Genomic DNA, 26,260 nt, shown 5'->3' with positions numbered 1-26,260 from the left:
TTATTAGTCATTAGTCATTAGTCGTCAGTCATTAGTTTTTTAAGTTAAAATCTGTTACCTGCTTTTCAAGTGACTGATGATAAATAATGAAATTAGTGACAGATCACCAATGACCGATGACTGATGACTGATGACGAAATTCATTCTTTTTTTTTGTTGATTATTAATTCCCACGGCTGATGCGAGGTTGTCGAAACATTTGGCTTTATTCACAGGCTCGCGCATTATTAATAAGCGACAGTCTCTGTTACTGTCTGCCGCGATACAGATATGTCCGATCGCCTGCGTCTAGCGAATAGCTTCTGATTCTTGTATTTGCGCTGGTAGCACGACTGACAAATGCGCTGCCCGTTTCTGAGTACCACAGCACTCTCGGAACTATCTTTCCAATCGTCGCAGCAGCCACAAGGCCAACTTAGCAAATAATTCATAATGTTAGCACCCTAGTAGCGTTAAAAGCTTATCGCTCTACTATCCTATCTTAATGTTTTATAAAAGTGTGTGATGTAGCTAACAGACAGGGGAGAAATTATGTTATATTACTGGGATTTAAATCTATTCAGAGGTTGTAAAAATAAAATTTGATTAGGACGGATCAGGGGTGAATAAAAAATATCTAAAAATTTTGTGGAAGAACGGCGCAATTTAGGGTATTATATAGTCAAAATTTAGACACCTGATTTGACCGAACTTGCTGATGAAAACCTGCTAAGATTTGGATGGGTGATTAAGCTCATATCGAGAAGTTCGTAGGCGTAAGCCGGAGCGTAGCCATCGCACCGCGCCCCGGAAAAAAAGACAAAAAAAAGAGCGATCGTCCGCGCCAGTCAATCGATTTTAGATTTTATATTTTAGATTTTAGAATTGACTTGCGCGAGATAAATTCGGGCGCTTGTTTATCGGATACAGGTTTTTTACTTCTGGACGAATGAATCCGGGGGCTTATATCCTGGATGCTTTCGGTCAACCCTCCTGGGCTCGTACCCGCAACAGCAGCAGCTTTCCCCCCTCACCTCAATCGGGCTGCAGCCTCCCGAAAGCCCTAAGCCTCATAACTCCCCAAAAGTTTTCGCCACAGGAGTTTCACCGTCTCCAAGCTCACAGGTATAGCAACGGCACATAGGGTAAGGACGTTCTTAAGTGATGAAAGCATTGTTTTTGCTGTCGAATGCCAAAAGCATTTCTAGAGGCGGCTGCTCCGGCTCCCTTCTGCACGAGAGAGCGGAATGCTATAAAATCTTAAACAGCAGTGGAGTGCGGAAATTGCGATCGAACGCCAAGCAACAACCGAACTCGATCGAGTCCAAACCTTTGATAACCTATAATTTGAATGAGATGCCGCAGGCACTTCTGCTCCTGGCATTATACTAATGCGCCATCCTGCGGCTAATTTGGGATTTATTCTTTCTAACAACTAACAACTAACAAATAACAACTAATAAAGAGGGGATTGCTTAATGGCTGCAACAGATTTTAAAGACTATTACGCTATTTTGGGACTCAACAAAACTGCCAGTTCTGACGAAATTAAAAAAACTTTCCGCAAACTAGCCCGCAAATATCACCCGGACATGAACCCCGGCAACAAAGAAGCCGAAGCTCGTTTTAAAGAAGTAAACGAAGCTTACGAAGTGCTCTCAGACCCTGAAAAACGCAAAAAATACGACCAATACGGTCAATACTGGAAGCAAGCTGCCACAACTCCAGGCGGATGGCCGGGCGGGGGCAGTACGAATGTAGACTTTGGCGGGGTTGACTTCAGCGAGTACGGCAGTTTTGACGAATTTATTAATGCCTTGTTAGGTCGCGCAGGTAGTAGTCCGGGTAATGCACGCAATGCCAAGTGGAATTACAGCAACTACCGCAGCACCAGCGGCGGGCCCACAGGTTTTGGCGGATTTGAAGATTTCGCGGGGTACGAAAACCGCTCCGCAGGAAGCTCTCTCGACACCGAGGTCGCAATTTCCCTGACTCTGGGGGAAGCATTTCGGGGAACTTCTAAGCGAGTCGCCACGGGGGAAGTTTCGATTCCAGCAGGAGTTAAAACCGGCAGTAAAATTCGGATAAAAGGCAAAGGTCAAGTTGACCCGTACACGAAGCAACAGGGAGATTTGTACCTAAAATTAGAAGTTTTGCCTCACGCTTTCTTCCAATTTGAGGGAGAGAATTTGGTCTGCGAAGTGCCGATAACTCCCGACGAAGCGGTGTTGGGAGCTTCAATTGAAGTGCCGGCGCCTGAAGGTATGATCACTGTGAAATTTCCAGCGGGGATTCGTTCGGGTCAGTCTTTGCGGTTGCGGGGCAAGGGATGGCCGAAACCCAAGAAAAACGAGCGGACTGATTTGTTGGTAAAAATTGCGATCGTGCCACCGAAAGAAATTAGCAGTGTAGAACGCGAATGCTACGAGAAAATCCAAGCAAATCGTACTTTTAATCCTCGCAGTAATCTCAATCAAATGGTGCTTTGAAAAAGCGTGCATTTTTCGGACGCAAATAAGATTCTTTCTTCACTATTTCATCGGGACACAGCATTGTTGTGTCCCTACTGTATGCAAGCGCGATCTCATTTGAAAAATACCCTGTTAATAAGTCAACTTTTCTTCGCCCGTAATTTGCACTTTCCCACCTTCTCAAGACTCTTCGCTAGCTCTTAGCTGAGTAGGTTGGCTACCTTGTTTGATGTTGATGCTAATTTTTTTAGATCCTTTGTTTTCCAAGTCTCGGATGTAGTCGTTCGAGTTGTCGGAAGCTTCCTGTCTGCTGTCATAGGGCCCAAAGTAATAGGTACGCTTTGGCGAATCTGTATCAACTTCTACCCACCATTCGTCGCGTCGAGTGCTGCTAGCAGGTTGAGCTAGCACCCAAAAAGCCGTGAAAAACATACCCAACATAGAGATTTCAAACATATTTACCTCTGAGAAGACTTAAGTAGTTTTTACTGTTCTCAATTTATCAACGCAACGAGAGCGATCGGCTCGTCCTCAGTGCTGATTTGAGGCAGGTAATTTTTGAGAGTAGCTGCTGTCTAAAATCAGCATTTTGATGGAGGAGAGTTTTAGGCTGGGTGGCTGTAAGTCACTGCTAGACATACAAAGTCCGCAAGGTAAGGACTAGAAGAAGAGTGTGTTTATATTATTGTTGAGGTTTGAGTTAACTCAAAACTCAACATCCTTAAATCGCTACAGTTTCTGAGACTTCTTCTTCGCAAATGGTAAGATGCGAAGGCTGACAGCGTTTGATGCGGATACTAACCCTTTTAGCTCCCTCGCTTTCCAAGTCTTCGAGGTAGCCTGGAATATTGCTGGAAGCTTCTTTGTCGGTGTCGAAGGGGCCAAAATAGTAGGTACAGTGGGGCAAATCGGTGACAATTTCTACCCACCATTTCTCAGACCGGCGGTGGGCCGGCCCGGCAAACACGGACAAGACTGCGACGTAGATACAAAATAAATAAAATCCGAGCATCTTTATTCTTGAGGGTGGTTTAATTTATTATTTAAATCTATCAAAATAATTTGTCCGCTCGAATCAACCTCAGTGCTGATTTTGCCTCGATCGACTTTAGATGCGAAATTTTAGATCTTAGATTTTTCCTCCCATCTAAAATCTAAAGCAAAACCCGCCGGTGCGGGTTGTTTGCTAACTAAAAAATGCTCTTTTTCCAAACTAGATGGCTGGGCAAACCTCAGCCTGCTGAGGTTTAGCGCTTGCCTTTGGGGAACTGTTCGATACCAGCCCAACCGTAGAAAACCAGCTCGTCGTTCTGAACTCGGCAGCGGTCTACTCGCAGTTGAGTGCCTTCTAAGGCAAATTTGTCTAAGTCTAGCAAGTTATTTACGTGGGCAATTATAGCTTGGCCCAAGTCTACTGCTTGCTCGTCACCGCCGTAAGTAACGCTGACAAATTGGATTTTGCGTCTGTCTTCTACTTGCAATTGAGCAGTAATATCTATTTTGACCGGTTCGCTGGCATCGCCTACGGTAATTTCGGACTGAAGCCGAATTGATTTGTCGGTTCCGAAGCTGACTTCAGTGTTTTGAAAGTGCAGAGATTGCTCTTGGTACTTCAGCTTCTGGAGTTTTTCAACTACAAAAGGTGTATTGAATGAGGTGGTTAAATCCGATCGACTTAAGACTACTCGCATATTTGCCTGGGTAGGCTGCCGCAATTTCACTTGACCTGCAAAAATCGCCCCAAAATCAATTGAGACTGCTTGCAGGTAGAGTTCCATCACTTCTATGCGGAGGCCGTTGTACATCAACATACCTTTGCCAACGAAGTCGAAACCGTCGATGCTTCCCTGCAAGAGTTTGGCTACTGGTTCGACTCGGATGTTGGCTTCGGCCTTTTCAGAACGCTTGAATAAGGCTGCGATCGCAGCTCCTGCTACTTTACTAACAAGGCGATCGCCACTTTGACCTTGAAAGGATGTACCGCTAAACAAAGCTGCTACCATTTATTCGTTTGCTCATCTACAGTCGCCATTATAACCCTATATTAAGAAATGTAAAAATTGCTTGTGCTTATTCACCTCATAAGCAGATCTTGTTTTTTTGTCTGTCTTCAAAACAACATTGTTGAAATTTAAGGGCTCAGGGGGGTGCCTTGGAGACAAGCGCGATCGAGCAACGCTCCGTCCCAAAGGGTTTGTTCGATCATGGCGCAAAGCAAATTAGCCCCCGTCAGGTTAGCGCCGCGCAATACGGCTCCATTCAGGATCGCTTCTTCCAAGTCAGCTCCCGACAAATCAGCCCCGGACAAATTGGCATTGCTCAAATCGGCGGAGTGCAAAATTGCCCGAGCCAAAGCAGCGCCCCGCAAATCGGCGCCGCGAAAATCAACACCGCTCAAATCCAAATTGCCGATGGATGCCCCCGTCAAAAAAGCACCCCCAAAACTTGCGTCGCGGACTAAAGCGTTAGCGAAGGAAGCTCCCCGCAAATCGGCATTGCGAAAATCTGCGCCTCGCAAGTCAGCGCCGCTCAAGTCAGCGCCGCGGAGGTTGGCTCGCAATACTGCCCGCTGCAAGTTAGCGCCGGCGAGATTAGCTCCACTCAAGTTGGCTTGAGACAAGTTAGCTCCCGCGAGATCCGCTCCCGCTAAGTCTTTGCCGGCTAAATCAGTGCCGACCAACATCAAAATTTTGCCTTTGCGTATGGCTTCGAGGTCATTAGTCATTAGTCAGTTGTCAGTTGTTGGTTGTCAGTTGTTGGTTAACAGTCAACAGTCAACAGTCAACAGTCAACAGTCAACAGTCAACAGTCGAGTTATTTTATAATGCCGGAGCGGCCGAGGTCGTTCGATCGCCCAAATCCTCCAACCACACGTTAGGCAGTTGGCTGGGGCGAGTTGGTAACTCCATCAAACCCATTTCTGTCAGTCTGACGACGTTGCTGAGAGTTTCCACCAAAGCCGGATCGAAGCGAGTGCCGCACAGTTCGCGGCACTGTTCCAAAGCTTCGCTCAAACTCAAAGCCGGACGATCGCCACGCGGTTGAGTCAGTTCTTGAAAATAAGCGACCAACCCCAAAATCCGCGAAGTCATAGGTATCGCTTCGGCTCGCAAACCCTCTGGCCTGCCGCTGCCGTCCCAATATTCAAGTTTGTACTTGACAATTTCCGCAACAGGTGCTAATTCCGGCATTGCTTGCAGCAGTTGGGAACCGATGAAACTGCGATCGCGCCAAAACGAGAAAGTTGCTTCGTCAAAAGCATCGGGAGTGCGATCGAACACCTCATTCGGGGCAGAAATTAAGCCTACTCGAAATAGCAATCCAGCCAGTCGCAGCCTCCGCAACTGCAAAGCCGGCAAATCCAGCATTTGACCCAAAGTTTCCGACAAAGCCGCCACCTGCAAAGACGCTGTAGGATTTGAGGTATCGCGTTCGTCCACGCGCTGGGCCATCCGCAGAAAAGCTTGAAGTTTGTTAGCGTTCAAATTGCGGCTGACGCGCAAAGCTTGACCTTCCAATTCCCACAACTCGCGGGTTTGGCGGTTAATTGCTACCATTTGCTGCTGAGAACTTTGCAGGTAAGTGACTATCCGCGATACTACGCCACTAATGTCGGCCAAGGGCGGGCCTTTGGTAGCCAGGATTTCGTGGTACATTTCCAGCAAACTCTCTGCCAGAGGAGAGTTGTAATATCGCGTCTGTTCTATAAAAATTTCAGCAGCAGCCGACACCAAAGACTGGTCAAACGACCACAAACCGTAGAACTTTCGTTCTGTATCTACTTCAGGCTTGCCATCGGGCAAGTATTCCTGGTCTGAAAGTTCGCGACAAAGCACCATTGCTTTGTATGTCGGGGCGAGGATGATTAAATTCCATTCTTGGATTATGGGGTCGTTCTCATCGAGATTTATTAAAGATACATTTTCTAATTGCCCGGTTTTGTGGGTAGCGAAACCGCTGTCGGCTACTGCACCGATGACAACGCGCCGAGAGGCATTAGCAATATCTAGGTAGCGATCGGCTTCCTGTAAATACCATTTACCCTGCTGAAACGTTACCAAAACTAAGGGTTGGAGTTCGTTCTTGTCCCCGCCACTGGTTTGCAAAATGTGGTCTTCTAGGGCGTGACATAGGGCTACTAGGGTGTTTTTGAAGTATACCCCGTAGCTAGAAGGCAGTTTTCCGTCGGGAAGTGTAGCTTGTAGTCTAGCGAGAGTTGATTCTGAATTCATTGCAAAAAGCGGTGCCGGCTCTTACTTATTGTAGCGGGCGATCGAACTTCTCGAAAAGACTTTGGGCAAAAATCCGAGTTTTTGAGTTTTCACCGCTTTGCAACCGAGTCAATCGATTTTAGATTTTAGATTTTAGCATTGACCCCACGGATAAATTCGGGGGCTTGTATCCTGGATGCTTTCGGTTAATGTAGAGTGCTCCGAAGAGTATCTGATTAATTTTAGTATTTTTCTGGAAACCCTCTGTCTTTGGCTGAGTTTTTTTTCAGACGAGAAACCTGCCGAGAGGAAGACGGTAAATGACTTAGGTATTAACTACTATTTTTAAACAATATTATTAGGAATTCCGAGCGTGCTTCAACAAAATAGAAGTTTAGGGGAACAGGCGATCGACAAAGTTGCCGAGATTGCTATTGCGAGCAAATTAGACGAATCCGAAACTTTGTCTGTGACAGTTAACACCGATCCGATCCAGCTAGCCCAGGGTTCAGTAGAGGCCGTTGCAGTTGAGGGCACAGGGTTGGTAATGCAACAAGATTTGCGCGTGGAAGATTTGCAAATTCACATAAAGGATATTGCTGTCAATCCCCTCACCGCTATGTTTGGCAAAATAGAACTGAACGGCCCTGCCTTCGGTGGGGCGCGCGCAGTTTTAACAGAAAGCGATATCAACCGCGCTTTTAATTCCGAATACATCAGCAGGAAACTGAAAAACTTAAAAGTTACTGTTGAGGGACAACCGCAGACAATAGACGTTAAAACTATTGAGTGCCAATTGCTGGCCGCAAAAATCGCTTTAAATGCTGAGGTATTGATCCGGGAAACTGCCTCCACGGAAAAGATTTATTTTACAGCAAAACCTGAGATCGCAGCGGGCGGTTGGGCAATTTCTCTTCAGGATGTCGAGTATCCTGAAAACAAGGAATTTTCGCCTGAGTTAACTGAAGCTTTGGCGGACAAAGCTGGGGAAGTTTTAAACTTGCGAAATTTTGAAATTGAGGGAATGTCCCTGCGAATTCAGCAGCTAAATGTGGAAGCTGGTTTGCTGACTTTGCAAGCTGAAGCGAAAGTCGAACAATTCCCTAGTTAGCATCTTGTAGGGTGTGTCATCAACAAAAAAGCTCTTCAATTCCAGCAACTATTGGAACTGCCGCACCCTACCATTATGCTTTGCTTTGGATAAATTTCCGCAGTTTATGAAATCCCTCTAAAGTTATAAAAAAAATCATAGCAACCCGCCCCCAAATATCACCGCCGCTAGAGGCAGGCATGGGAAGTTTACTTTTAGTATTAATACATGGTAGTAAAAAATCGGAAAAGTTTTGTGAACACTGTAACTGCTTTTTTTAAAAGATTGCGTATCGGTCAATTTTTGACTGTATTTATGGCAGGTGTGCTGCTGTTTACCAGTACCGCTTGCAATGCGGGCGATGTTCGAGGTGCTCGACCTGAGAATCCTCCCGTTCAAGCTGGAGGAATGAATAACCCTCACAAGGGTGGCGGTGATGGATACACGAATTATAAAACCTCCACCGATCCTAAAGTAAATCAGTCGCCTGCTCAAGCAGAAAAGAATCGGGCTGATTTGTCGATCTTAGGCGATCGTCTCATTGCCTCGACTACCGCTGAATCTAATTCCTCAAAGCTGCTTTATCCGGGTTCTGCACCGATGGAAACTGACAAGTACGACCTCGAACTCGGCGGAGATAAAACTCTTTTAGAAGCGCCAGACGGACAGCCGGCTAAGGCTCAACCTGTATTCGATCGCAGCGATCCCGATGCCAATATTTTAGAGAGAGTAGGCGCCGCCTTTAAGGATGCTTCTGGTTTCCTCCAAGATAGCGCTGAAGATGCCAAGGAAAGCTCGGTTACGAAACTCAATCCGCTGCAAAAATAAGCTAGCAGAACCAAAAATGATGTAGGGGCTGTCTGAAATTAGCTCCTACACAAATTATATTATTTATTGAAACTAGATAAACGCTTGTCGAGCTGATATCTGATATACAATATTTACGCTTTTTATGCTTTTTTGATATGATGCCGATTAATCTATTTTAGATTGTATGGGATTTATACTGCGAAGATCCGATAGTATTTTTGGCGAATTTAAATTAGCGTGAATAAATCTCAAACATATTAATTAACATGAACTATTGTACCATTAATTTAACTGACGGGGTTGTTGATTAAGCACTTTAAAAACTGGTTTACAAGCTACTGCTAGTGTAATTTGTCAACCAGGAATCCGCTGTATGACTTTAAACGAAAAAAGGAGCGGTGGGGCGATCGCCTTAGCAGTCAAAATTCCGAAAAAATGGTGACATATCTCAAACGCCGCCCCTAAAAAAAGCTGAATCTCCAGAGAACTTCCAAGCCATAGTCACAGTCATAATTTTTATAAAAGTAATTCATTAATGAGAGTTAAATACGATTTTTGCTAGTCATTTTTTCTATCTCTATCGCCATTCTTCCCTCCTAAACCACCTTATAATCAACAGAGATAATGCCTCCCAAAAAAGGTAATAATTATTCGCTTAGGTTGGTTGATTGGTGGTTCGTTGATGAAAACGGGCATCTGGGCAATGCACTTTTTAGGAATGCTGGCTTATCACCTGCCAGTAGCGATCGCCTACGATTTACCCATTGTGATTGTCTCTTGGCTTGCCGCAGTCATTGCATCTGGTATCGCCTTCTACAGCTTGCATCGAGGTTTTGCACACAGCTTCTCATATCGTTTCAGGTGGGTTGCATCAAAATAATAAACTCGAGTCAACAGTTAACACTCAACCATTGAGTTTTTCCACCCCTCCTTCTACAGTCAACAGTCAACCATCATTTCGCTCGTGCAACGGGAATTGATATCATTGTTAATCCCCGGTATTTTCATGGGCTCTGGCATTGGAAGTATGCTTTATATTGGCATGGCGGCGATGCGAGTACCTCCCGAAAGGCACCATAATTACTGGATTGTGGCACTGTGTTTCTTAGTTGCCGTTATTTCCAAATCTATAAGGAAGTCCGATGTACGACTTGACGAGATTCACTTTAAGGGACATGGCCGAATGCGGGTTGGCTCTACGCCAGTTCGGCTTGGGGGTTGAAAGTATGGAAGAGGTGAGTAACAGAATTGTTAGGTATCTTTACGAAAACTTCTGTACTAAACCAACTGGTGAAAAATCCTGCGCCCTAGTCCGTTTGTTCAAAACTCACCCTTATGAAGACTTAGAAGTCGAACTTGCCGAGTATGCCCGTAGTATTTTGGATCACTATCCCCCTTTGCCTGCCATGAAGTGCATGACTCTACTGGCAACGGTAGGAGAACAAACGGAATGGAACTCAAGACACACATCCGTTGGACACAAAGCTATTCCACTGGCAAGCGAATCTGTAGTCGCTCAGATGCCGATGATCTCACAACTCATCAGACAGCTAGGCTTAGATATAAAAACAGTTATCAACCCTGACCCGAATCTTTTGGTAGAAATCGAGCAGAGGAAATACAACGTCTTCTATGTACCTGAAGCGATTGGCAGCCCCTATATTCCCGGTCAGGACTCCTTTGTGATTCCCTTCGGAATCAAGTCTGTGTTGGGGTTTGGTGGTCTATTACCTTCAGGCAATATGTTTGCAATTATTATGTTCTTGAAAGTCCAGATTCCTATTAGCACGGCTCAGATGTTCAGCACTCTGGCGCTGAACGTCAAGACAGCACTGCTGCCCTTCTATCGAGGAGCTGTCTTCGCTCAAAAAGATGAATCTGCTAGAGCCTCTAGGCAAATATTCACAAGAAACACTGAGCAGGATCTAGCGCAGCTTAAATCCCAAGTAGCGACTTTGACGCAGTTGCTTGATGTTTTTGATAAATCGATCTTGGTACAATCCGATCGACTCGAACAAGCCATAGAGCAACTAGCGGAATCCGCGCAAAAGTTAGATACCCTCAACGAGAGACTCAAGGAAGACAATCTTCGCATGGGTGCGGAATTGGATATTGTGCGTCAGATGCAGCAGATGATTCTGCCCAATGCTGATGAACTGGAAATCGACGGACTCGATATTGCCGGATATATGGATGCTGCCGATGAAGTCGGCGGCGACTACTATGATGTCTTAAACACCGATGGTGTTGTCACTCTGGGCATCGGCGATGTCACTGGACATGGACTCGAAAGCGGTATCTTGATGCTGATGGCGCAAACCGCCGTTCGCACCCTCAAGGAAATCCACGAAACTGATCCGGTTCGCTTCTTAGATGCGCTCAACCGCACCCTTTACAAAAACGTGCAGCGCATGAAATCTGAGAAAAGCCTCACCCTAGCGATTTTAAATTACTCCCAAGGACGGGTCAGCATTAGCGGTCAGCATGAAGAAACAATTATTGTGCGAAACGGTGGACAGGTTGAACGTATCGATACGATGGATTTAGGTTTTCCCATTGCCCTTGACGATGACATTGCTGAGTTCATTAGCCACATTTCAATTGAGCTACAGCTAGGAGATGGTATCGTGCTATATACCGACGGTATTCCCGAAGCAAAAGACATTAAGAAAAAACAATATGGCGTTGAGGCGATGTGTGAAGTCATTAGCCAAAACTGGCATTTATCGGCTGCAGAAATTAAGCAAGCGGTGATTGACGATGTGCGACGACATATTAGCACTCAAAAAGTGTTTGATGACATCACATTGTTGGTTTTGAAGCGGACGGAATTAGGCGTAGAAACAGAGTCAAAGCCTCAAGCAGCCGCATTGGTTTAGATCGATCGCCACTACCTCAAAACAATAAACTGATGACATGAAACGGGAAAATGGTCGGCGGGGCGATCGCCTTAGCAGTCAATCGATTTTAGATTTTAGATTTTAGATTAAAGAATTGAAGCATTGACTCCACGGATAAATTCGGGGGGAAAGTTTCATCGGATACAAGTTTTTTATTTATTCATTAATTAATCCGGGCGCTTGTATCTTGGATGCTTTCTGCCAAGTTTACGAAAAAGTGGTGAGATATCTCAAACGCAGCCCCTCAAAAGAAGCTGAATCTCCAGAGAACTTCCAATCGGTAGTCAACTTCTAAATTTCTCTGATTAAATCTATCTAATGATATCTTGCATCAATGTAAAGAAAGCGATCTATCGCGGGATGAGCGCTCTCTTTATTGACATTAGTGCTTTCGGTCAATTAAAACTATTCACTCAAAGCCTTTCTAAATAGCGTAAGGCGCGCCAAGGCGCACCCTACACAAGAGATATGAAAGGGTAATTTCTATTTCTCTCAAAGCTTTTTTTGATCTCAAACAGCTTTGTTCTATTTTTTCTTTGAATCAGAAACCTCAGCAATCAAATCGTCTTTATCAACTTTCGGTACAAAATCAGGGCGTTCTTTGGATTCCCAACCGGGGGGGCGCTTGGAGTTGTACCAGGCGATCGAGCCGATCGTAACTGCGGCAACAAAGCCAACACCAAGAACTGCTATTGGAGCGGTCAAGCTGACACTTGATTCCGGCACTGGCTGCTGCATCAGCAGATCAATCATTACTCGCTGGATGGGTGCAACAACAACTGCTATGGGAGTGGTCAAGCTGATATCTATCATTAGGCTAAATCCTTATCTACTCTACTTTTACATTATCTTAAGTGCTAAGGACGTTTGGTTGATATATCTGAAGACAGAAAAAGTGGCAGAATTGCGGTCATAATGGTTAGAGCTTGAAAATAGGAGAGCTGATTTTATGCCGTTGGGGACAATAGCATTGCTGTTGGCTGCTAGTTTCAGCCTGGGTGCTTTACCGCTAACGGGATGGGCGGTGCGAGTGTTTAGCCGCCGAGATTTGAGGGCGCTGGGTACGGGGAATGTGGGGGTGTCGGCAGCTTTCATTCACGGGGGGAAATTAGCGGGAATTGCTGCGGTGTTGGCGGAAATTGCCAGGGGTATTTTGCCGATTTTGGCGGGCCGATTTTGCTTCCCGGATGCACCTGCGATCGCGATCGCCCTGTTAATTCCTCTAGTTGCGGGCAGATATGCGATCGCCCGAGGTGGAGGTGTGACCAACGCTGTTTGGGGTCTTTTGGTATTTTCGCCACCAGTGGCTGTTTCATCGGGCATTTGGGGGCTGCTGGTGTGGGGTTTGGCACAGCGGTGGTGGGGTGAGGGCGATCGGGCGAGACTTTTTGCTTCCCGTTGCGGATGTCTGTGTACCCCAATCTGGGTTTGGGTGTGGCGACAATCAATGCCAGAAATTTTAGCAGCAGCAGGATTAGCTTTGTTGTTAGCAGGAATTAATTTCAGTCAAGGTGATGATATGGCTTTATCTAAATCTGATCAATTGTTTTCTCTTGATGACTCCTTAGATGCTGCCATCTGCGGCGATAAAGCGGCTAAATTGTCTCAACTAAAACGCGCGGGGTTTAATGTACCCTCTGGTTGGATATTATCACAAGAAGCGGGCATCGGGCATCGGGCATCGGGCATCGGGCATCGAGGAAATAGTGATGAATTGTCAATTCCCAATGCTTTCCTTCAAACTCTAAAATCCAAAATCCAAAATCGAATGATTGTGCGTTCTTCTGCTGCGGGAGAAGATGGCGATACGAGTTCCGCCGCCGGACAATATCAAACTATTGGCCCTGTTTTCACTGAAGCAGAATTGCTCGATGCAATTAATCGCTGTCGCCAGTCTTATTGGACTGCCGAAGCAGTGGCTTACCGCCGACAGCGACAACTGCCAGACACCCAAATGGCTGTATTAATTCAGCCTTATATTGACAGCGAATTTGCGGGAGTGATGTTCAGTCGCAATCCTTTAGATGGTGGTTCCCAGGTAATTATAGAAGCTTTACCGGGAGGAGCCGAAGCTGTTGTTGGCGGACAATGTACTCCGGTGCATTTAGAAATTGATTTTAGTAAACCAGAATCATTAGAAAAAAAATTAACTGAACTTCAAAGTAATTCAATTATTGCTCAATCGATTTTAGCAGAATTGGTGAAACAAGCCCAAGCTATTGAAGCATTTTTTCACGGAATCCCGCAGGATATTGAGTGGAGTTGGGATGGGGAAAAAGTTTGGATTTTGCAAAGCCGCCCAATTACTAATTTGCAGCCTTTTTGGACGCGCACTATTGCAGCAGAAGTGATTCCCGGTGCAATTCGCCCGCTAACTTGGTCGATTAATCGGCCGCTGACTTGCGGGGTTTGGGGAGAAATATTCAAGGTAGTTTTGGGCGATCGCGCCAGTGGCTTAAACTTTAATGAAACGGCCACTTTGCTGGGTTCTCACGCCTATTTTAATGCGACTTTGTTGGGCGAAATTTTTCGGATGATGGGATTGCCGGAGCAGGGTTTGGAATTTTTGCTGAGAGGGCAAAAGATGGGCAAGCCGCCTTTGGGGAAGATTTTGCCTTCTTTGCCCGGTTTGTGGCGTCTGGTGCAGCGAGAAAGGGCGCTGAATGCAGAATTTAAGGGCGATCGTACTTCTATTTTCCTCCCGGCACTGCAAAGTTTGGAGAAGGAAGAAGGAAGAGGGAAGAAGGAAGAAGGAAGAGGGAAGAAGGAAGAAGGAAGAGGTTCGAGCGAAGAAGAAATATTAATGCCCAATGCCCAATGCCCAATGCCCGATTACCAGTATTTAACGGAATTGTTGGAGAGAGCGGAGCAAATTCAGGAGTGGCTGAAACCGATTACTTACTACAATATATTAGGGCCGATCGGGCTGGCTATTCGCAAGGCAATTTTTCGCGTTGATGATGACTGGCTGGCAAATGACAGCGCTCCTGAAATTGCTTCGGTGCGAGCTTTACAGCAGTTGGCTCAGAAATTGCGGCAAGCTGCTGTTTCGCAGCCTGACGAAACTGTTTCAGTCGCAGATTTAGCACAGACATTTGCGGAAACTCCGGCTTTACAAGCAGATTTTGAAAAGTGGCTTGAGACTTACGGATATTTGAGTGAGGTGGGAACGGATATTGCTGTTCCTACTTGGCGAGAACAACCGGAAATTTATCAAAAGTTGCTAATAAATATGGCTCAAAAAGCCGAAACTAATTTAGTGGAAAAGCGTGAAATACGATTGAGTTTTTCGCAGAAGTGGCGATTAGATAAATGTCAAGCAAGAGCGCTTGTTAAAAACGAAATTAGCGAAATTTACGCGCGGTTGTTGGCTCATTTACGGTGGACTTTTTTGGAGATTGAAGCTTGCGGATTGGCAATGCAGGTGTTTCAGGAAACCGGGGATATTTTTTATCTGGAATTTGGGGAAATTCAGCAGTGGATTCGCAGCGGCACGAGTGTTTCTTTTCAGGATACAATTAGGGAAAGGCGCGATCGCCTGGTAGCAGATCGCGATCGCCAGATTCCCCCCGTGGTCTACGGCAATTTGCTGCCAAATTCTCAGACAAGGGCGATCGACTCCGCAACATCTGAAACTAATATCATCCAGGGAATTCCAGCAAGTATTGGTCGTGTCGAAGGCTTTGTCAAGATTTGCCGCACCGCGAGCACGGATTTAGGAGAAAATGCGATCGCAGTAGTCCCATACACCGATGCAGGTTGGGCACCGCTGCTGTTAGGAGCAACAGCAATTATCGCTGAAGTTGGCGGTCAACTATCTCACGGAGCAATCATCGCTCGCGAGTACAAAATTCCCGCAGTCATGAACATTTCGGAAGCTACAACTCGCTTGCGAGACGGTCAAAAAGTCCGAGTAGACGGGTATCTCGGCACTGTAGAATTGCTGGAATAATTAGGAACAGGCAAGATGCCTGTTCCACAAAGAGTTGATTTCTTGTGGAACAGGCAAGATGCCTGTTCCTAAAAAGATTATTGAAAATGGTGCAACATCTCAGCAATCTCGTAAACCCGTCCCAACTTTCCTAGGCTGTTAAGAAATTCTGGAAAACATAATTCCCCAGATTTCTACCCGCACTCAAACCATCCAGGTTAGCACTCATGAAATGAATGCCTCCGTAAAGACGACTCATGCCCGATTCGTCGGCCGCTTCGCTGAAGTTTTGATAGGTTCGCAAAGTGTTGACACTCCTGTCTCCCCGATCGGCAAAGCCGTAATCCGAACCAAATACAGAAGTCATAACGGCATCGGCTGCACCACTAAAGGTACTGTGACCAGAGGTGTACTCAGGGAACGGCGGAGTAGTTAGCAGTGGCAGCCACTGGGGGTCGGCTGTCGTGTTGGGATTGTTGTCTGTGTCTGCTTGGCGAATAGCTGTCACAGGCCGCCAGAAATTGTACTCATACTTGGCATCCCAGCAACTAATAGCTGCATCGGCCAGAGCAATATTCAGCAGGGCGAACAAGCGGGCGCTATCTTCCAGCGATGTGGCGGTGAGAGTTGCTGTTTCTTCGGCGATTTGGTTCCAGTGGCCCGGAGGCGTAAACGTCCCAGCGCCGTTAGCCCAGAATTTGGCGATCACAGTTTGGTCTGGGGTGCGCGTAAGACTGTCACTTTTGCCGATTTCTTGGACGTAGTTAAGTTCCTCTGCGTACTGCGCGCTTTCAAGGGCGGGCGGGCCGGGCGGGCGGAACTGAGAACCGCTAGTCATGGCAAAGGGAGCAACTTCGGCCCACTGTGGCGCCAGCGCGGCGGCAAGGGCGGGGGGAGTCGGCGCCCAACTGCCGGGGTTGTTTGAGGGGGTGTACTGCACTACTTGCGTGATGCCGTCTGTACTCCGCAAACTGATAATTTGGTCGGCAACTTGCTGTCCGAGGGCAATCCCGTCTTCTTTGGCTTTGCCGTCGGGAATTTTAGCTAAAGACGATGCGTATGCTTCGTTGAATGTGGCTGCTTGTGCTGGGTAGAGGTTGACTAAGACGCGGTGGGCGGCCGCGGCGGTGGCTGCTTCTGCTGATGTACCTGCGGGTGGGTCTATTTCCACGAGGTAAGGGGTGTATTTTTTGCTGATCGAGTTAACAGAGTCGTAAATGGCTGCGTGAACCATTGCCATGTTGCGGGAAGCGAGGGGAGGCGCGGTGCTGGCTGTCCGCACTGCATTCAGCATGACTCCGTTCCACTCAATGACAGGGTTTCCCGATAGCTGATTTGTGAATTGGTCGCGGTTGATTGTGTTGCTGTTGACTCCCGGCAATACTACTAAATACTCGCCCGTGAGTTTGTCTTGAATTACTGTGCTGTTGCTGTTGGCGCCGGTGCCTTGCTGGATGTTTAAATCTTCAAAGCTGAGGCCGTCTAGCAATCGAATTTTGTCATTGCCGTTGCCGAAGTCGGCGATGTAGTCGGCTGTAGCTACAGTTGGGCCACCGCTGCCTTTAGCAATGGCAAATATATCATCGCCTGTGCCGCCGCTCACGGTATCGCTACCTGCGCCCGCATAGATGATATCGTTGCCGGAATCGCCACTAATTAGGTCGCTGCCTTTGCCCCCCCAGAGGATGTCGTCGTCTGCACCACCAAAAATCGTATCGTTACCTTGGTCGCCGCAGATTTTGTCTTTACCTGCATCGCCTTCGAGATCGTCGTCTCCGCTGTTGGCATAAATTATGTCGTTGCCATTCAAGGCGTTAAATCTGTCTGCTTGGATGGTTCCTTCCAGATAGTCAAATTGAGGACTAGGGATCAGAGATGCCATGTTTATTTATTGGATATTTTGATTAAATCGCAAAGGTTTCGTAAACTCTGTAGATGCTTAAGTGTTTTTACCCCTGGTTTAACATTATTAAACTTTCTGGCTGGGAAGTAAACACCACAACACAGCTTTATTTAATCTTTAATATTTAACGGGCTTTTTATGAACTTTTGCGATCTGAAGCTAGGTAAAAATACAGTCATAAAAACTGCTTTAAATACTACAAGTTTGTTAAAACTTTACAAAAATACTATTTTTTTTAACGTTTTGATATAGCAAGAGAATTTTTACCAGCATCAAAGGAGCGGATTGTGTAACGGAGTAAGTAGATAGATATTTATTAAGCACTTCTCAAAGCTGCGATCGGGTCGAGTTTGGCGGCTTGGCGGGCGGGTACGACGCCGAAGAAGAGACCCACTGCGCCGGACACGCTGACAGCAAGGGCGATCGCCACGGGTGATATTCCAGCTTGCAAGGGCGTGAAATTACCTACAAGCAAGATACCACCGACACCTACGCAAGTACCGACTATCCCTCCGGCAGCGGATAAAATCACAGCTTCGACAATAAATTGAAACAAGATATCTTGTTGGGATGCGCCGATCGCCTTTCTGAGCCCGATTTCCTGAGTGCGTTCGCTAACGGACACAAGCATAATGTTCATAATCCCAATGCCACCGACTAATAGGGAAATGCTGGCAACAGCAGTTAACATCAGAGTCAAAGCGCCGGAAATTGCCCCCATTCTTGCCATTAAATCTTTCTGATTTCTGACAGTAAAATCATCTTCGGTAGTAATTTTGTGCCGCAATCTCAGCAGGTTTTCTACCTGAAATTGCGCCGCGTCCATTTGCGATTCATCTTTAATAGAAATAAATATCGACGTGACAGCCAAACCGTAGGGAGATTGCCGCCCGACAATGCGATTGGCCATTGTGGCGATCGGCACAGCGGCAGAATTGTCAAAATTTGTACCAAAAGATGTGCCTTTGGGCGCCAATACTCCAATTACTTTGACGCTGACATTTTTGATCCGTACTTGTTCGCCCAAGGGATTTGTATTGCCAAAAAGTTTCTCCGCTAATTCAGAACCAAGAACCACAACTTGGTTACTTTGCTTAACATCGAGTTCGGTCAGAAACCGCCCTTTTGCCATTTCAAAGCTTCTGACTTCTAGAAATTCTGGAATCGTGCCGAAAATTAGAGCCGAAACATTTTTGTTGCTGTAGCGAACTATTTCGGAACTGTTAAGTTCTGCTGAGACGCCTTGAACGGAGGGGACTTGAGTTGCGATCGCCTTTGCGTCGGGCAGTACGAGAGTTTGAGGCGCACTTGAGATGGTACTTCGCCTAGCGTTAGGAACTCCAGGTCTCACGATTAATACGTTTGTACCCAGAGATTGAACTTGTCCTGCTACAAATTTTTGAGCTCCTTCTCCAATTCCAATCATGGCAATTACTGAAGCGTTGCCGACAATCATGCCAATCATTGTTAAACTGCTGCGAGTTTTGTTGGCTAGTAGCGTTTGACCGGCCATTTTGACGCTTTCAATAAAATTCATACTTAGTTATGAGTTATTAGTTATGAGTTATTAGTTATGAGTTATTAATTATGATTTATAGGAATCCTAAATGAGTCGTAAATTTTTTACCCCACCCCAACCCTCCCCTTACTAAGGGGAGGGAGTAAGAAATGTACAAATGATTTAGGATTGCTATATGACTTATTAGTTATTTTTATAACCGTGAACAGTCAACCGTGAACAGTCAACCGTGAACAGTCAACAAACTAATTAAGCACTTCTCAATGCCACAATCGGGTCTAATTTAGCAGCTTGTTTTGCAGGTACGATGCCGAAAAATAAGCCGATACTGCCGGAAACACCGACTGCAAGTGCGATCGCCATTGGGGAAACGCTAGCTTGCAGAGGAGTAAAAGCAGCTACTAAAAGCACGCCGCCGATACCGAATGCAGTGCCGATCGCCCCGCCTGCCGCTGACAAAATCACAGACTCTATCATAAACTGAATCAGGATATCCTGCTGAGAAGCTCCGATCGCCTTTCTCAATCCAATTTCCTTCGTGCGTTCGGTAACAGAAACCAGCATGATATTCATAATCCCGATGCCGCCGACAAACAGCGAAATTGCCGCCACAAAAGCCAACATCAACGTCAAAGCACCAGTAATACTTCCCAAGGTATTCATTAAATCTTTCTGGTTGCGAACAGTAAAATCATCCTCTTTAGTGATTTTATGACGCAATCTAAGCAAATTTTCTATTTGAAATTGGGCTGCTGGCATCATCGTTTCATCTTTGATAGCAACCGAAATAAATGTTACTTTTGTACCGTAGGGAGACGAGCGACCAACGATGCGATTTGCCATTGTGGTCAGCGGCAAATAAACATTCATATCTTGATTGTCGCCAAAACTAGAGCCTTTCGCCTGCATGACACCAATTACTTGAAATGTCGAATTTTTGATGCGAATGTATTGACCAAGTGGCGGCGTGTTACCAAACAATTGTTCGGCTGCTTCCGATCCTAAAGCAACCACATTTTCTTGTCTTTCTAAATCTAATTTGTTTAAAAATCGACCTTGGGCAACATCAAAGCTTCTGACAGTCAGAAATTCTGGGGTAGTTCCCACAATGGAAGATGAGACATTTCTGTTGCGGTAGGTAACGAGTTGACTGTCATTGAGAGTTGGTGCGACTTCTTGGACAGAAGGAACTTGAGATGCGATCGCCTCTGCATCTTCCACTACTAAAGTCTGGGGCGGAATCACCGGGCGGGTTTGCGCTTCAGGACTGCCGGGAATAATAAATAGCAAGTTTGAACCCAGAGAGTTAACCTGTCCTTCGATAAATGTTTGAGCTCCTTCCCCGATACCGATCATCGAAATGACAGAAGCATTGCCGATGATAATTCCTAACATCGTCAAGGTGCTGCGAAGCTTGTTTGCCATCAAAGTTGTGACAGCCATTTTGACGCTTTCAACAATATCCATAATTCGATTTTAGATTTTGGATTTTAGATTTTCGATTAGGGAATTGGGATTATTGGTGTCAACTTAATATTTAAACCCATAATAAATCTCGCTTGTAGTCGAGTCTCGATCCCCCTAAATCCCCCTTAATAAGGGGGAATTTGAATAATCTTGTCCCCCCCTTGTTAAGAGGGACTTTGACTGCTCTTGTCCCCCCCTTGTTAAGGGGTTAGGGGGATCTCCGGGGAAAGAAAACACCCTAGAGCGATCGAGATAAATAATACCCCATGCCATATTCCCCAGCCCTATGCCCTATTTCTGATTCTTGATAATATCCTCCAGCTTTTTACCTTGAGGAAGTTCGGTAAAAACGCGATCGCCCGCTTTTGCACCCTCCAAAATCTGAATCTTGTTGCCAATAGTCGATCCAACCGTAACAGGCTTAAACTGCGGCTGTTGTTTCTCATCGGGAACTAACACACCAGTTTGACCTTTATTAGTCACAATTGCCACCGTCGGCACAACTAAAGCATTGCTCAACTTTTCACCAACAAATCTCAAATCTACATTCATCCCCGATTGCAGCGAATCTTTGCCCGTATCAATGGCAACTCGCACTTGAAATAGCGTCACATCCCGTTCCTTAACAGCTTCCGGCGCAATTAATTTAACGCGACCTTTAAACACTTTATCTGGATAAGCATCAGCCACTATTTCAACTTCTTGACCCGGTTTAATTTGACTGATATCAGCCTCCGGGACTTTAGCCAAAACCTCCACATCTCTAGCTAGAGCGACAATCGATGTCGAAGTTGCCGAAGTAGCTTCCGAGGCAGAAGTTGCGGGAGTTACAAAAGCTCCTTGAATGGCGTATCTTTGCGTAATAATTCCAGCAAAAGGAGCGCGAACTTTCGTATCTTCTAACTGCACTTCTTGAAAGCGTACTTGAGCTTGAGCTTCCTCTAATTCAGCTTTAGCTTGAGCTATTTCTTCCGGGCGAGAACCGTTTTCTTGTGCGGCTAATTGACTTTTGGCTTCAGCAACTGCTGCTTCGGCTTTGGCGATTTCTTCTGGACGGTTGCCGTTTTCTAGCTGCGCTAATTTGCTTCTAGCTTCCGCAACTTCTGCTTCAGCTCTGGCAATTTCTTCCGATCGCGTGCCGTTTTGCAATTGGTTCAATGCTTGCTGCTCGACTTGCACAGCAGCTTGCAGTTGCTGAATTTGCGACAGCCGACTTTCTTGTAGTTGTTGCAGGCGTCTTTGGGATTCTATTAATTTAGCTTGGGCTGTACGATTTTCTTTAATTAATTCATCCAGTTTATCTTTAGCCAGAGCACCTTCTTCCACTAAGGGCCGATTACGTTCCACCCGTTGAGCTGTTAGTTCGGCTTGGGCTTTACTCGATTCAATTTGCGTTTGTGCTTGGGCAATTTCTTGTTTGACACTGCCGGTTTGAGCGTCTGCTAAACGAGCTTGAGCTTGGGCTAAACGAGCTCGCCCTTGGCTGACTTCTTCAACGCGGCTGCCGGCTCGCAGTCGCTGCAAGCCAGCTTGAGTTTGCTGCAAGCGGGCTCTGGCTCCTGCAACTTCTTCAACGCGGCTACCGGCTTGGGCTTGCGCGAGACTGGCCTCGGCTTGCTCTAAGCGCGCTCGGGCGCTGGCGATGTCTTCCGATCGATTCCCGGCTTCGATTTTGGCGAGTTTTGCTCGCACGCTGGCTTCGCGGGCTTGAGCTTGAGCTAGTTGAGCTTCTACATCGCGACTTTCCATGCGAGCAACAATCTGTCCTGCTTCCACTTTATCGCCTTGTTCGACAAATAATTCTGCGATCCTGCCGGAGCCTTTAGGGCTGAGATTCACGCGCTGTACTGGCTGCACGGTGCCGCTAGACGTGATCCGCACCGTGAGGTTTTGTGCTTCCACCGGCACTGTCATAGTGGCGATCGCATCTACTTTCGGCTGCGATCGACTTTTTGCTACATATATTGTGGTCGATACAGCTAGCAACCCGGCTGCAACCAACCCAATCGCCCACCGCTGCGGTTTGCGCGCGGGTTTCTTCGGAGACTGCTTTTGGGCGGTTTTTTTATCTGCAATTTTGGTCTCTGCGGCCTTGGTGTCTACAGTCTGAGTATCTTCCACCTTGACCTGAGCAGTTTCCTTTTTAGGGCTAACGATCATACCGACTCACCTAATTTAATCTCAGGATTACCTTAAAGGTAAAATTTTTGCTGATGCTTGGCATCGTCTTTCAGACTCATCCGATCGGGTGATTTATAAAAAGTTCCCCAACCAGCACCTGTAAACAATTATAGCTAATCTTTGCAATTTATTAAAAAATGTTAAGTTTTTTCAGCCAAAAGAGGTGGATCTAAACAAACTCGCTCCCTGCTGCTGGCAAATAAAAATATATTTTAGCAGATAATATTATTTTTGGGAGCTAGGTGCGCGCTTCTCACCAGCAACAAAGGCGGATCTGGCTGCGGGCGATCGACCGTCACTAGGTCATTGCGGACTCGTGATAGCGATCGCAGCGGGATCGGCCAGTGCTAAGCTCGTAACGACACAGTATGGACACACTTAATTCTCATAAACCCGGTTTCACGGGTAGCGGTGCATAAGTCCTGAATACATATCCGCCCTGTGCCCACAACAGGTTAAAATATTTTTCAAATCCGTTAAAAATGGAAAATAAAAACAATGAATCGTCCTCAAAGCGTTACAGTTCTGGCAATCTTGCAGCTAATTAGCGGCGTATTCAGCCTCCTTGACGGCTTGTTCATCTTACTTTTTGCTGGCATTTTTGGCGGTATCGGTGCGGCTGTCGGCGGGGCGAGAGTTGGGACTGTAATCGGTGGCTTCATTGCAATTTTTGCTACGATAGCTCTAATTATCGGAATTATTTCCTTAATCTTAACATGGGGTTTGTTTCAACTCAAAAAATGGGCTTGGACGGGAACATTAATTATCCATATCATCGCCACCCTCGCGCAAATTGCTAAAATGTTTGGCAGCGCAGGTGCAGCCGTTAATTTTTTAACCCTGGGTTTTGCAGTGGCTAGCATTTACTACCTGCTGCGTCCGGATGTTAAAGAAGCATTTCGTGTCTGATTTCCTTTTAATTAACGGTACTGAATTCTCGGATCGAAAAAAGCATAGGAAATATCAACAGCCAGATTAATCAGGACAAAAGTTACAGCCACAAAAATTACTCCTCCTTGGACAATTGGGTAATCCCGCGTCAGAATACCGCTATAAATCCAAGAACCAATTCCCGGCCACGAGAAAATCGTTTCAGTCAGAATAGCGCCACCTAAAAGAGTGCCGAACTGCAAACCGATAGTTGTGACGATCGGCAAAAACGCATTTTTCAAAGCGTGTTTCAAAATCACCCAATATTCCGGTAATCCCTTAGCCCTCGCAGTGCGGATGTAATCTTGAGAAAGCACTTCCAGCATTGCAGAACGAGTGATGCGAGCTATAATAGCCAGGGGAATAGTTCCTAAAGTCAAAGCTGGCAGGATTAAATGGGCGATCGCATCCCGCAAAGCCGCCAAATCCCACCTCAGCAAAGAATCCAAAACATAAATACCCGTAATCGACTTAAAACCAAACCCCAAATCTACACTAATCCGCCCGCTAGGAGGTAGCCATTTCAGATTAACAGCAAACAAATAAATTAACATCAATCCCAACCAATACACTGGCAAAGATACGCCAATTAACGAACCACTCATCGCGAGATTGTCCAGCCAGCTATTTTTCCGAACAGCAGCCAAAATCCCCGCCGGAATTCCGATAACAAGTGCCACCAACATCGCCACCACAGACAGTTCAAAAGTAGCAGGCCAGCGACTTATAATTTCATCAGTTATCGGAATACCGCTAATAATACTATTTCCAAAATCCAAGCGCAGCAAACTCCATAAAAAAGCCAAATATTGCAAAGGTAAAGGCTGATTTAAACCTAATTTTGCTCTCAAGATTTCCACCTGTTCGGGAGTTCCCCGTTCTCCCAAAAGCACTGTAGCTGGGTCTCCCGGTATCAAATGCAAAAATATAAATACTAGGAGAGTGATTCCAAAAAGGACTGGGAATAGTCCCAGCAAACGTTTAAGAATATATTTAGCCATAATTAGATTTGAGATTTGAGATTTGAGATTTGAGATTTGAGATTTGAGATTTGAAAACAAAAAAATAAATCACAAAGTAAATTTATGTAAAGGATGAATAACCAAAGAGAAGATATTTTAATCAACAGTCACATACTTACGTACATACTTACGTAGACATAGGCTATAGTAAGATTGATTTTATTTTGGGTGAATCTTGCAGGCGATCGCGCTAGCACTTGATAAAAACGAGCGCTCGCACTTTTAACTGCAATCTAGGCATTTTGTTACATAAATTAATTTGTGAGGTGTATTATGCCTTCCTCAACGATATCAGCACGGGCGATCGCAGGTGCCGTTGCGGGTACAATCCCTGAAACCACACTGACTATTGGAAAACTAGCGCCTAACTTTGAATGGCTCAAGCAATTCGGCACACCCAAGGACGATCTCTTCCAGAGCACAGCACTCGACAGTGCAGGCAATCTCTATCTGACAGGATATACCTATGACTTTTTGGGGGGCACCAATCCAAGTACAAATGCCTGGGTAGCCAAATATGACAGCAGTGGCAGTCAGTCGTGGCTCAAGCAGTTAGGGAATAACTTGGCGACAGAAGTGACAGTGAATAGTGCTGGCAATATCTACCTGACAGGAAGCACTGCTGCCGCTTCACCACTGGGCTCTTTTGACAAATACGACGCTTGGGTAGCTAAGTATGACGGCACAGGCAGCCAGTTGTGGCTCAAGCAGTTCGCTTTAGGAAACTTTGATGACTTTCCCTCAGATCTAGCTGTGGATACTGCTGGCAATGTCTACCTGACAGGAACAAGTGGCTATACAACTTCCGGTGCAGGTGGAGGCCCCAAAAGCGCCTGGGTAGCCAAGTATGACGACAGTGGCAACCAGTTGTGGTTGAAGAATGTCAATTCTGACACCCACGACATCTCCGATGGCATAAAAGTGGACAGCAGTGGCAATGTCTATCTGACGGGCACAAACTATAACTTTTCAAAAGGCTATCCACCGGATGTTGACACCTGGGCAGCCAAGTATGACAGCAATGGCAATCAGTTGTGGTTGAAGGAATTCGGGACTGCTGACTCTGACTACCCAGAAATCACAGCCCCCTCAGATTTAGCGGTGGATAGCGCTGGCAATCTCTACCTGACGGGAGAAACCAACGGCTCTTTGGGAGGTCCCAATGCAGGCAGTGAAGATATTTGGGCAACTAAGTACGACAGCAATGGCAATCAGTTGTGGCTCAAGCAATTCGGGAGTCCTGAAGATGATTTCCGCCCAAACTTAGCACTTGATAGCGCTGGCAATCTCTACCTGACGGGAGAAACCAACGGCTCTTTGGGAGACCCCAATGCAGGCAGTGAAGATATTTGGGCAACTAAATACGACAGCAATGGCAATCTGTTGTGGCTCAAGCAATTTGGGACTGCAAAATCTGACTCCCCCTCAGAGTTAGCAGTGGATAGCGCTGGTAATGTCTACCTCACGGGATCAACCGACGGCGCTTTGGGAGGCACCAATGCAGGCGGTCAAGATATTTGGGCAACTAAGTACGACAGCAATGGCAACCAGTTGTGGCTCAAGCAATTCGGGACTGCTGAATCTGACTCCACCTCAGAATTAGCGCTCGATAGCGCTGGCCCTCTGTATCTCACGGGACAAACTAATGGCGCTTTGGGAGGTCCCAATGCAGGCGGTCAAGATATTTGGATTGCTAAACTCGGCACAATCACAGAGGTAGTCACACCAACACCAGTAACAACACCAGTAACAACACCGATACTAAGTAGTTAAGCAAAATTAATTACATAATTATCTCCAAATTCTTTAAGAATTCTTTCGACAGATGAAACAAGAGATTGCCAGC

General features: G+C 46.1%; 21 protein-coding genes. 9 read left to right on the top strand and 12 right to left on the bottom strand.

The features are described from left to right. Positions 1 to 227: 227 nt before the first annotated feature. A complete protein-coding gene (locus QUA83_RS21050) occupies positions 228 to 431 on the bottom strand; it encodes a hypothetical protein (RefSeq protein ID WP_333198941.1) in 204 nt (67 codons plus the stop codon). A gap of 1,026 nt (positions 432 to 1,457) precedes the next feature. Here QUA83_RS21050 and QUA83_RS21045 point away from each other — a divergent pair. Next, positions 1,458 to 2,468: a J domain-containing protein gene (locus QUA83_RS21045; RefSeq protein ID WP_333295583.1), complete on the top strand. Its 1,011-nt coding sequence runs from the start codon at positions 1,458 to 1,460 to the stop codon at positions 2,466 to 2,468. Between the two features lie 162 nt (positions 2,469 to 2,630). Here QUA83_RS21045 and QUA83_RS21040 read toward each other — a convergent pair whose 3' ends face one another. The 5 genes from QUA83_RS21040 to QUA83_RS21020 all read right to left on the bottom strand — a co-directional run bounded on the left by QUA83_RS21040 (position 2,631) and on the right by QUA83_RS21020 (position 6,682). Beyond that, positions 2,631 to 2,906: a DUF1816 domain-containing protein gene (locus QUA83_RS21040; protein ID WP_333295581.1), complete on the bottom strand. Its 276-nt coding sequence runs from the start codon at positions 2,904 to 2,906 to the stop codon at positions 2,631 to 2,633. A gap of 265 nt (positions 2,907 to 3,171) precedes the next feature. Next, positions 3,172 to 3,462, bottom strand: coding sequence for a DUF1816 domain-containing protein (locus QUA83_RS21035; RefSeq protein ID WP_333295579.1), 291 nt, complete (start codon positions 3,460 to 3,462; stop codon positions 3,172 to 3,174). Between the two features lie 235 nt (positions 3,463 to 3,697). Beyond that, positions 3,698 to 4,453, bottom strand: a complete 756-nt coding sequence (locus QUA83_RS21030) for a DUF2993 domain-containing protein (RefSeq protein WP_333260345.1) — start codon at positions 4,451 to 4,453, stop codon at positions 3,698 to 3,700. Between the two features lie 128 nt (positions 4,454 to 4,581). Next, entirely contained in the window at positions 4,582 to 5,175 is a 594-nt protein-coding gene (locus QUA83_RS21025; protein ID WP_333295578.1) for a pentapeptide repeat-containing protein, read from the bottom strand. Between the two features lie 94 nt (positions 5,176 to 5,269). After that, positions 5,270 to 6,682 (bottom strand): DICT sensory domain-containing protein, encoded by a 1,413-nt coding sequence (locus tag QUA83_RS21020; RefSeq protein ID WP_333295576.1) that lies wholly within the window; start codon positions 6,680 to 6,682, stop codon positions 5,270 to 5,272. Between the two features lie 352 nt (positions 6,683 to 7,034). Here QUA83_RS21020 and QUA83_RS21015 point away from each other — a divergent pair, with 352 nt between their 5' ends. The 5 genes from QUA83_RS21015 (at position 7,035) to QUA83_RS21000 (ending at position 11,440) form a co-directional block, all read left to right on the top strand. Further along, positions 7,035 to 7,772, top strand: a complete 738-nt coding sequence (locus tag QUA83_RS21015) for a DUF2993 domain-containing protein (RefSeq protein WP_333295575.1) — start codon at positions 7,035 to 7,037, stop codon at positions 7,770 to 7,772. A 234-nt stretch (positions 7,773 to 8,006) separates the two neighbouring features. Continuing rightward, on the top strand, positions 8,007 to 8,579 hold the full coding sequence (locus tag QUA83_RS21010) for a DUF6658 family protein (protein WP_333295573.1): 573 nt from the start codon (positions 8,007 to 8,009) through the stop codon (positions 8,577 to 8,579). Positions 8,580 to 9,243: 664 nt separating this feature from the next. After that, positions 9,244 to 9,441: an MHYT domain-containing protein gene (locus tag QUA83_RS21005; RefSeq protein ID WP_333295571.1), complete on the top strand. Its 198-nt coding sequence runs from the start codon at positions 9,244 to 9,246 to the stop codon at positions 9,439 to 9,441. A gap of 126 nt (positions 9,442 to 9,567) precedes the next feature. After that, positions 9,568 to 9,783, top strand: coding sequence for an MHYT domain-containing protein (locus QUA83_RS30635; RefSeq protein WP_445301796.1), 216 nt, complete (start codon positions 9,568 to 9,570; stop codon positions 9,781 to 9,783). Next, positions 9,704 to 11,440: a PP2C family protein-serine/threonine phosphatase gene (locus QUA83_RS21000; protein WP_333295569.1), complete on the top strand. Its 1,737-nt coding sequence runs from the start codon at positions 9,704 to 9,706 to the stop codon at positions 11,438 to 11,440. Before QUA83_RS30635 ends, QUA83_RS21000 begins: the two co-directional genes overlap by 80 nt. 546 nt (positions 11,441 to 11,986) lie before the next feature. Here the strand turns inward: QUA83_RS21000 and psb35 are convergent. Continuing rightward, positions 11,987 to 12,199 (bottom strand): photosystem II assembly protein Psb35, encoded by a 213-nt coding sequence (gene psb35, locus QUA83_RS20995; RefSeq protein WP_333295602.1) that lies wholly within the window; start codon positions 12,197 to 12,199, stop codon positions 11,987 to 11,989. Between the two features lie 211 nt (positions 12,200 to 12,410). Here psb35 and QUA83_RS20990 point away from each other — a divergent pair, with 211 nt between their 5' ends. After that, positions 12,411 to 15,413, top strand: a complete 3,003-nt coding sequence (locus tag QUA83_RS20990; protein ID WP_333295567.1) for a glycerol-3-phosphate acyltransferase — start codon at positions 12,411 to 12,413, stop codon at positions 15,411 to 15,413. A 130-nt stretch (positions 15,414 to 15,543) separates the two neighbouring features. Here QUA83_RS20990 and QUA83_RS20985 read toward each other — a convergent pair whose 3' ends face one another. From QUA83_RS20985 to QUA83_RS20970, 4 genes are all read right to left on the bottom strand, one after another. Further along, positions 15,544 to 17,274 (bottom strand): chemotaxis protein CheB, encoded by a 1,731-nt coding sequence (locus tag QUA83_RS20985; protein ID WP_333295565.1) that lies wholly within the window; start codon positions 17,272 to 17,274, stop codon positions 15,544 to 15,546. A 337-nt stretch (positions 17,275 to 17,611) separates the two neighbouring features. After that, positions 17,612 to 18,832, bottom strand: coding sequence for an ABC transporter permease (locus QUA83_RS20980; RefSeq protein WP_333295564.1), 1,221 nt, complete (start codon positions 18,830 to 18,832; stop codon positions 17,612 to 17,614). Between the two features lie 231 nt (positions 18,833 to 19,063). After that, positions 19,064 to 20,281 (bottom strand): ABC transporter permease, encoded by a 1,218-nt coding sequence (locus QUA83_RS20975; RefSeq protein WP_333295563.1) that lies wholly within the window; start codon positions 20,279 to 20,281, stop codon positions 19,064 to 19,066. 291 nt (positions 20,282 to 20,572) lie between these two features. Continuing rightward, positions 20,573 to 22,441 carry an efflux RND transporter periplasmic adaptor subunit gene (locus tag QUA83_RS20970; protein WP_333295562.1) on the bottom strand — a complete coding sequence of 623 codons (1,869 nt, stop codon included), beginning with the start codon at positions 22,439 to 22,441 and terminating at the stop codon, positions 20,573 to 20,575. A gap of 519 nt (positions 22,442 to 22,960) precedes the next feature. On the opposite strand from QUA83_RS20970, the gene QUA83_RS20965 reads away from it, so the two are divergent. Next, positions 22,961 to 23,371 carry a hypothetical protein gene (locus QUA83_RS20965; protein WP_333295561.1) on the top strand — a complete coding sequence of 137 codons (411 nt, stop codon included), beginning with the start codon at positions 22,961 to 22,963 and terminating at the stop codon, positions 23,369 to 23,371. An 11-nt stretch (positions 23,372 to 23,382) separates the two neighbouring features. On the opposite strand, the gene QUA83_RS20960 is transcribed toward QUA83_RS20965, so the two are convergent. Further along, positions 23,383 to 24,393: an ABC transporter permease gene (locus QUA83_RS20960; RefSeq protein ID WP_333295558.1), complete on the bottom strand. Its 1,011-nt coding sequence runs from the start codon at positions 24,391 to 24,393 to the stop codon at positions 23,383 to 23,385. Positions 24,394 to 24,687: 294 nt separating this feature from the next. Between QUA83_RS20960 and QUA83_RS20955 the strand changes: the two genes are divergently transcribed. After that, positions 24,688 to 26,187, top strand: a complete 1,500-nt coding sequence (locus QUA83_RS20955; RefSeq protein WP_333295556.1) for an SBBP repeat-containing protein — start codon at positions 24,688 to 24,690, stop codon at positions 26,185 to 26,187. Positions 26,188 to 26,260: the final 73 nt, after the last annotated feature.

This window comes from Microcoleus sp. K1-B1 (assembly GCF_036704705.1).
Classification (GTDB): Bacteria; Cyanobacteriota; Cyanobacteriia; order Cyanobacteriales; family Microcoleaceae; genus Microcoleus.
The sequence above is the reverse complement of the archived record's forward strand: the minus strand, read 5'-3'. Positions and strand labels throughout refer to the sequence as shown.

Coding starts and splice junctions, on each gene's coding strand:
- QUA83_RS21050 (WP_333198941.1), bottom strand. CDS start 431: ATGAATTATTTGCTAAGTTGGCCTTGTGGCTGCTGCGACGATTGGAAA.
- QUA83_RS21045 (WP_333295583.1), top strand. CDS start 1,458: ATGGCTGCAACAGATTTTAAAGACTATTACGCTATTTTGGGACTCAAC.
- QUA83_RS21040 (WP_333295581.1), bottom strand. CDS start 2,906: ATGTTTGAAATCTCTATGTTGGGTATGTTTTTCACGGCTTTTTGGGTG.
- QUA83_RS21035 (WP_333295579.1), bottom strand. CDS start 3,462: ATGCTCGGATTTTATTTATTTTGTATCTACGTCGCAGTCTTGTCCGTG.
- QUA83_RS21030 (WP_333260345.1), bottom strand. CDS start 4,453: ATGGTAGCAGCTTTGTTTAGCGGTACATCCTTTCAAGGTCAAAGTGGC.
- QUA83_RS21025 (WP_333295578.1), bottom strand. CDS start 5,175: ATGACTAATGACCTCGAAGCCATACGCAAAGGCAAAATTTTGATGTTG.
- QUA83_RS21020 (WP_333295576.1), bottom strand. CDS start 6,682: ATGAATTCAGAATCAACTCTCGCTAGACTACAAGCTACACTTCCCGAC.
- QUA83_RS21005 (WP_333295571.1), top strand. CDS start 9,244: ATGAAAACGGGCATCTGGGCAATGCACTTTTTAGGAATGCTGGCTTAT.
- QUA83_RS30635 (WP_445301796.1), top strand. CDS start 9,568: ATGGGCTCTGGCATTGGAAGTATGCTTTATATTGGCATGGCGGCGATG.
- QUA83_RS21000 (WP_333295569.1), top strand. CDS start 9,704: ATGTACGACTTGACGAGATTCACTTTAAGGGACATGGCCGAATGCGGG.
- psb35 (WP_333295602.1), bottom strand. CDS start 12,199: ATGCAGCAGCCAGTGCCGGAATCAAGTGTCAGCTTGACCGCTCCAATA.
- QUA83_RS20990 (WP_333295567.1), top strand. CDS start 12,411: ATGCCGTTGGGGACAATAGCATTGCTGTTGGCTGCTAGTTTCAGCCTG.
- QUA83_RS20985 (WP_333295565.1), bottom strand. CDS start 17,274: ATGGCATCTCTGATCCCTAGTCCTCAATTTGACTATCTGGAAGGAACC.
- QUA83_RS20980 (WP_333295564.1), bottom strand. CDS start 18,832: ATGAATTTTATTGAAAGCGTCAAAATGGCCGGTCAAACGCTACTAGCC.
- QUA83_RS20975 (WP_333295563.1), bottom strand. CDS start 20,281: ATGGATATTGTTGAAAGCGTCAAAATGGCTGTCACAACTTTGATGGCA.
- QUA83_RS20970 (WP_333295562.1), bottom strand. CDS start 22,441: ATGATCGTTAGCCCTAAAAAGGAAACTGCTCAGGTCAAGGTGGAAGAT.
- QUA83_RS20965 (WP_333295561.1), top strand. CDS start 22,961: ATGAATCGTCCTCAAAGCGTTACAGTTCTGGCAATCTTGCAGCTAATT.
- QUA83_RS20960 (WP_333295558.1), bottom strand. CDS start 24,393: ATGGCTAAATATATTCTTAAACGTTTGCTGGGACTATTCCCAGTCCTT.
- QUA83_RS20955 (WP_333295556.1), top strand. CDS start 24,688: ATGCCTTCCTCAACGATATCAGCACGGGCGATCGCAGGTGCCGTTGCG.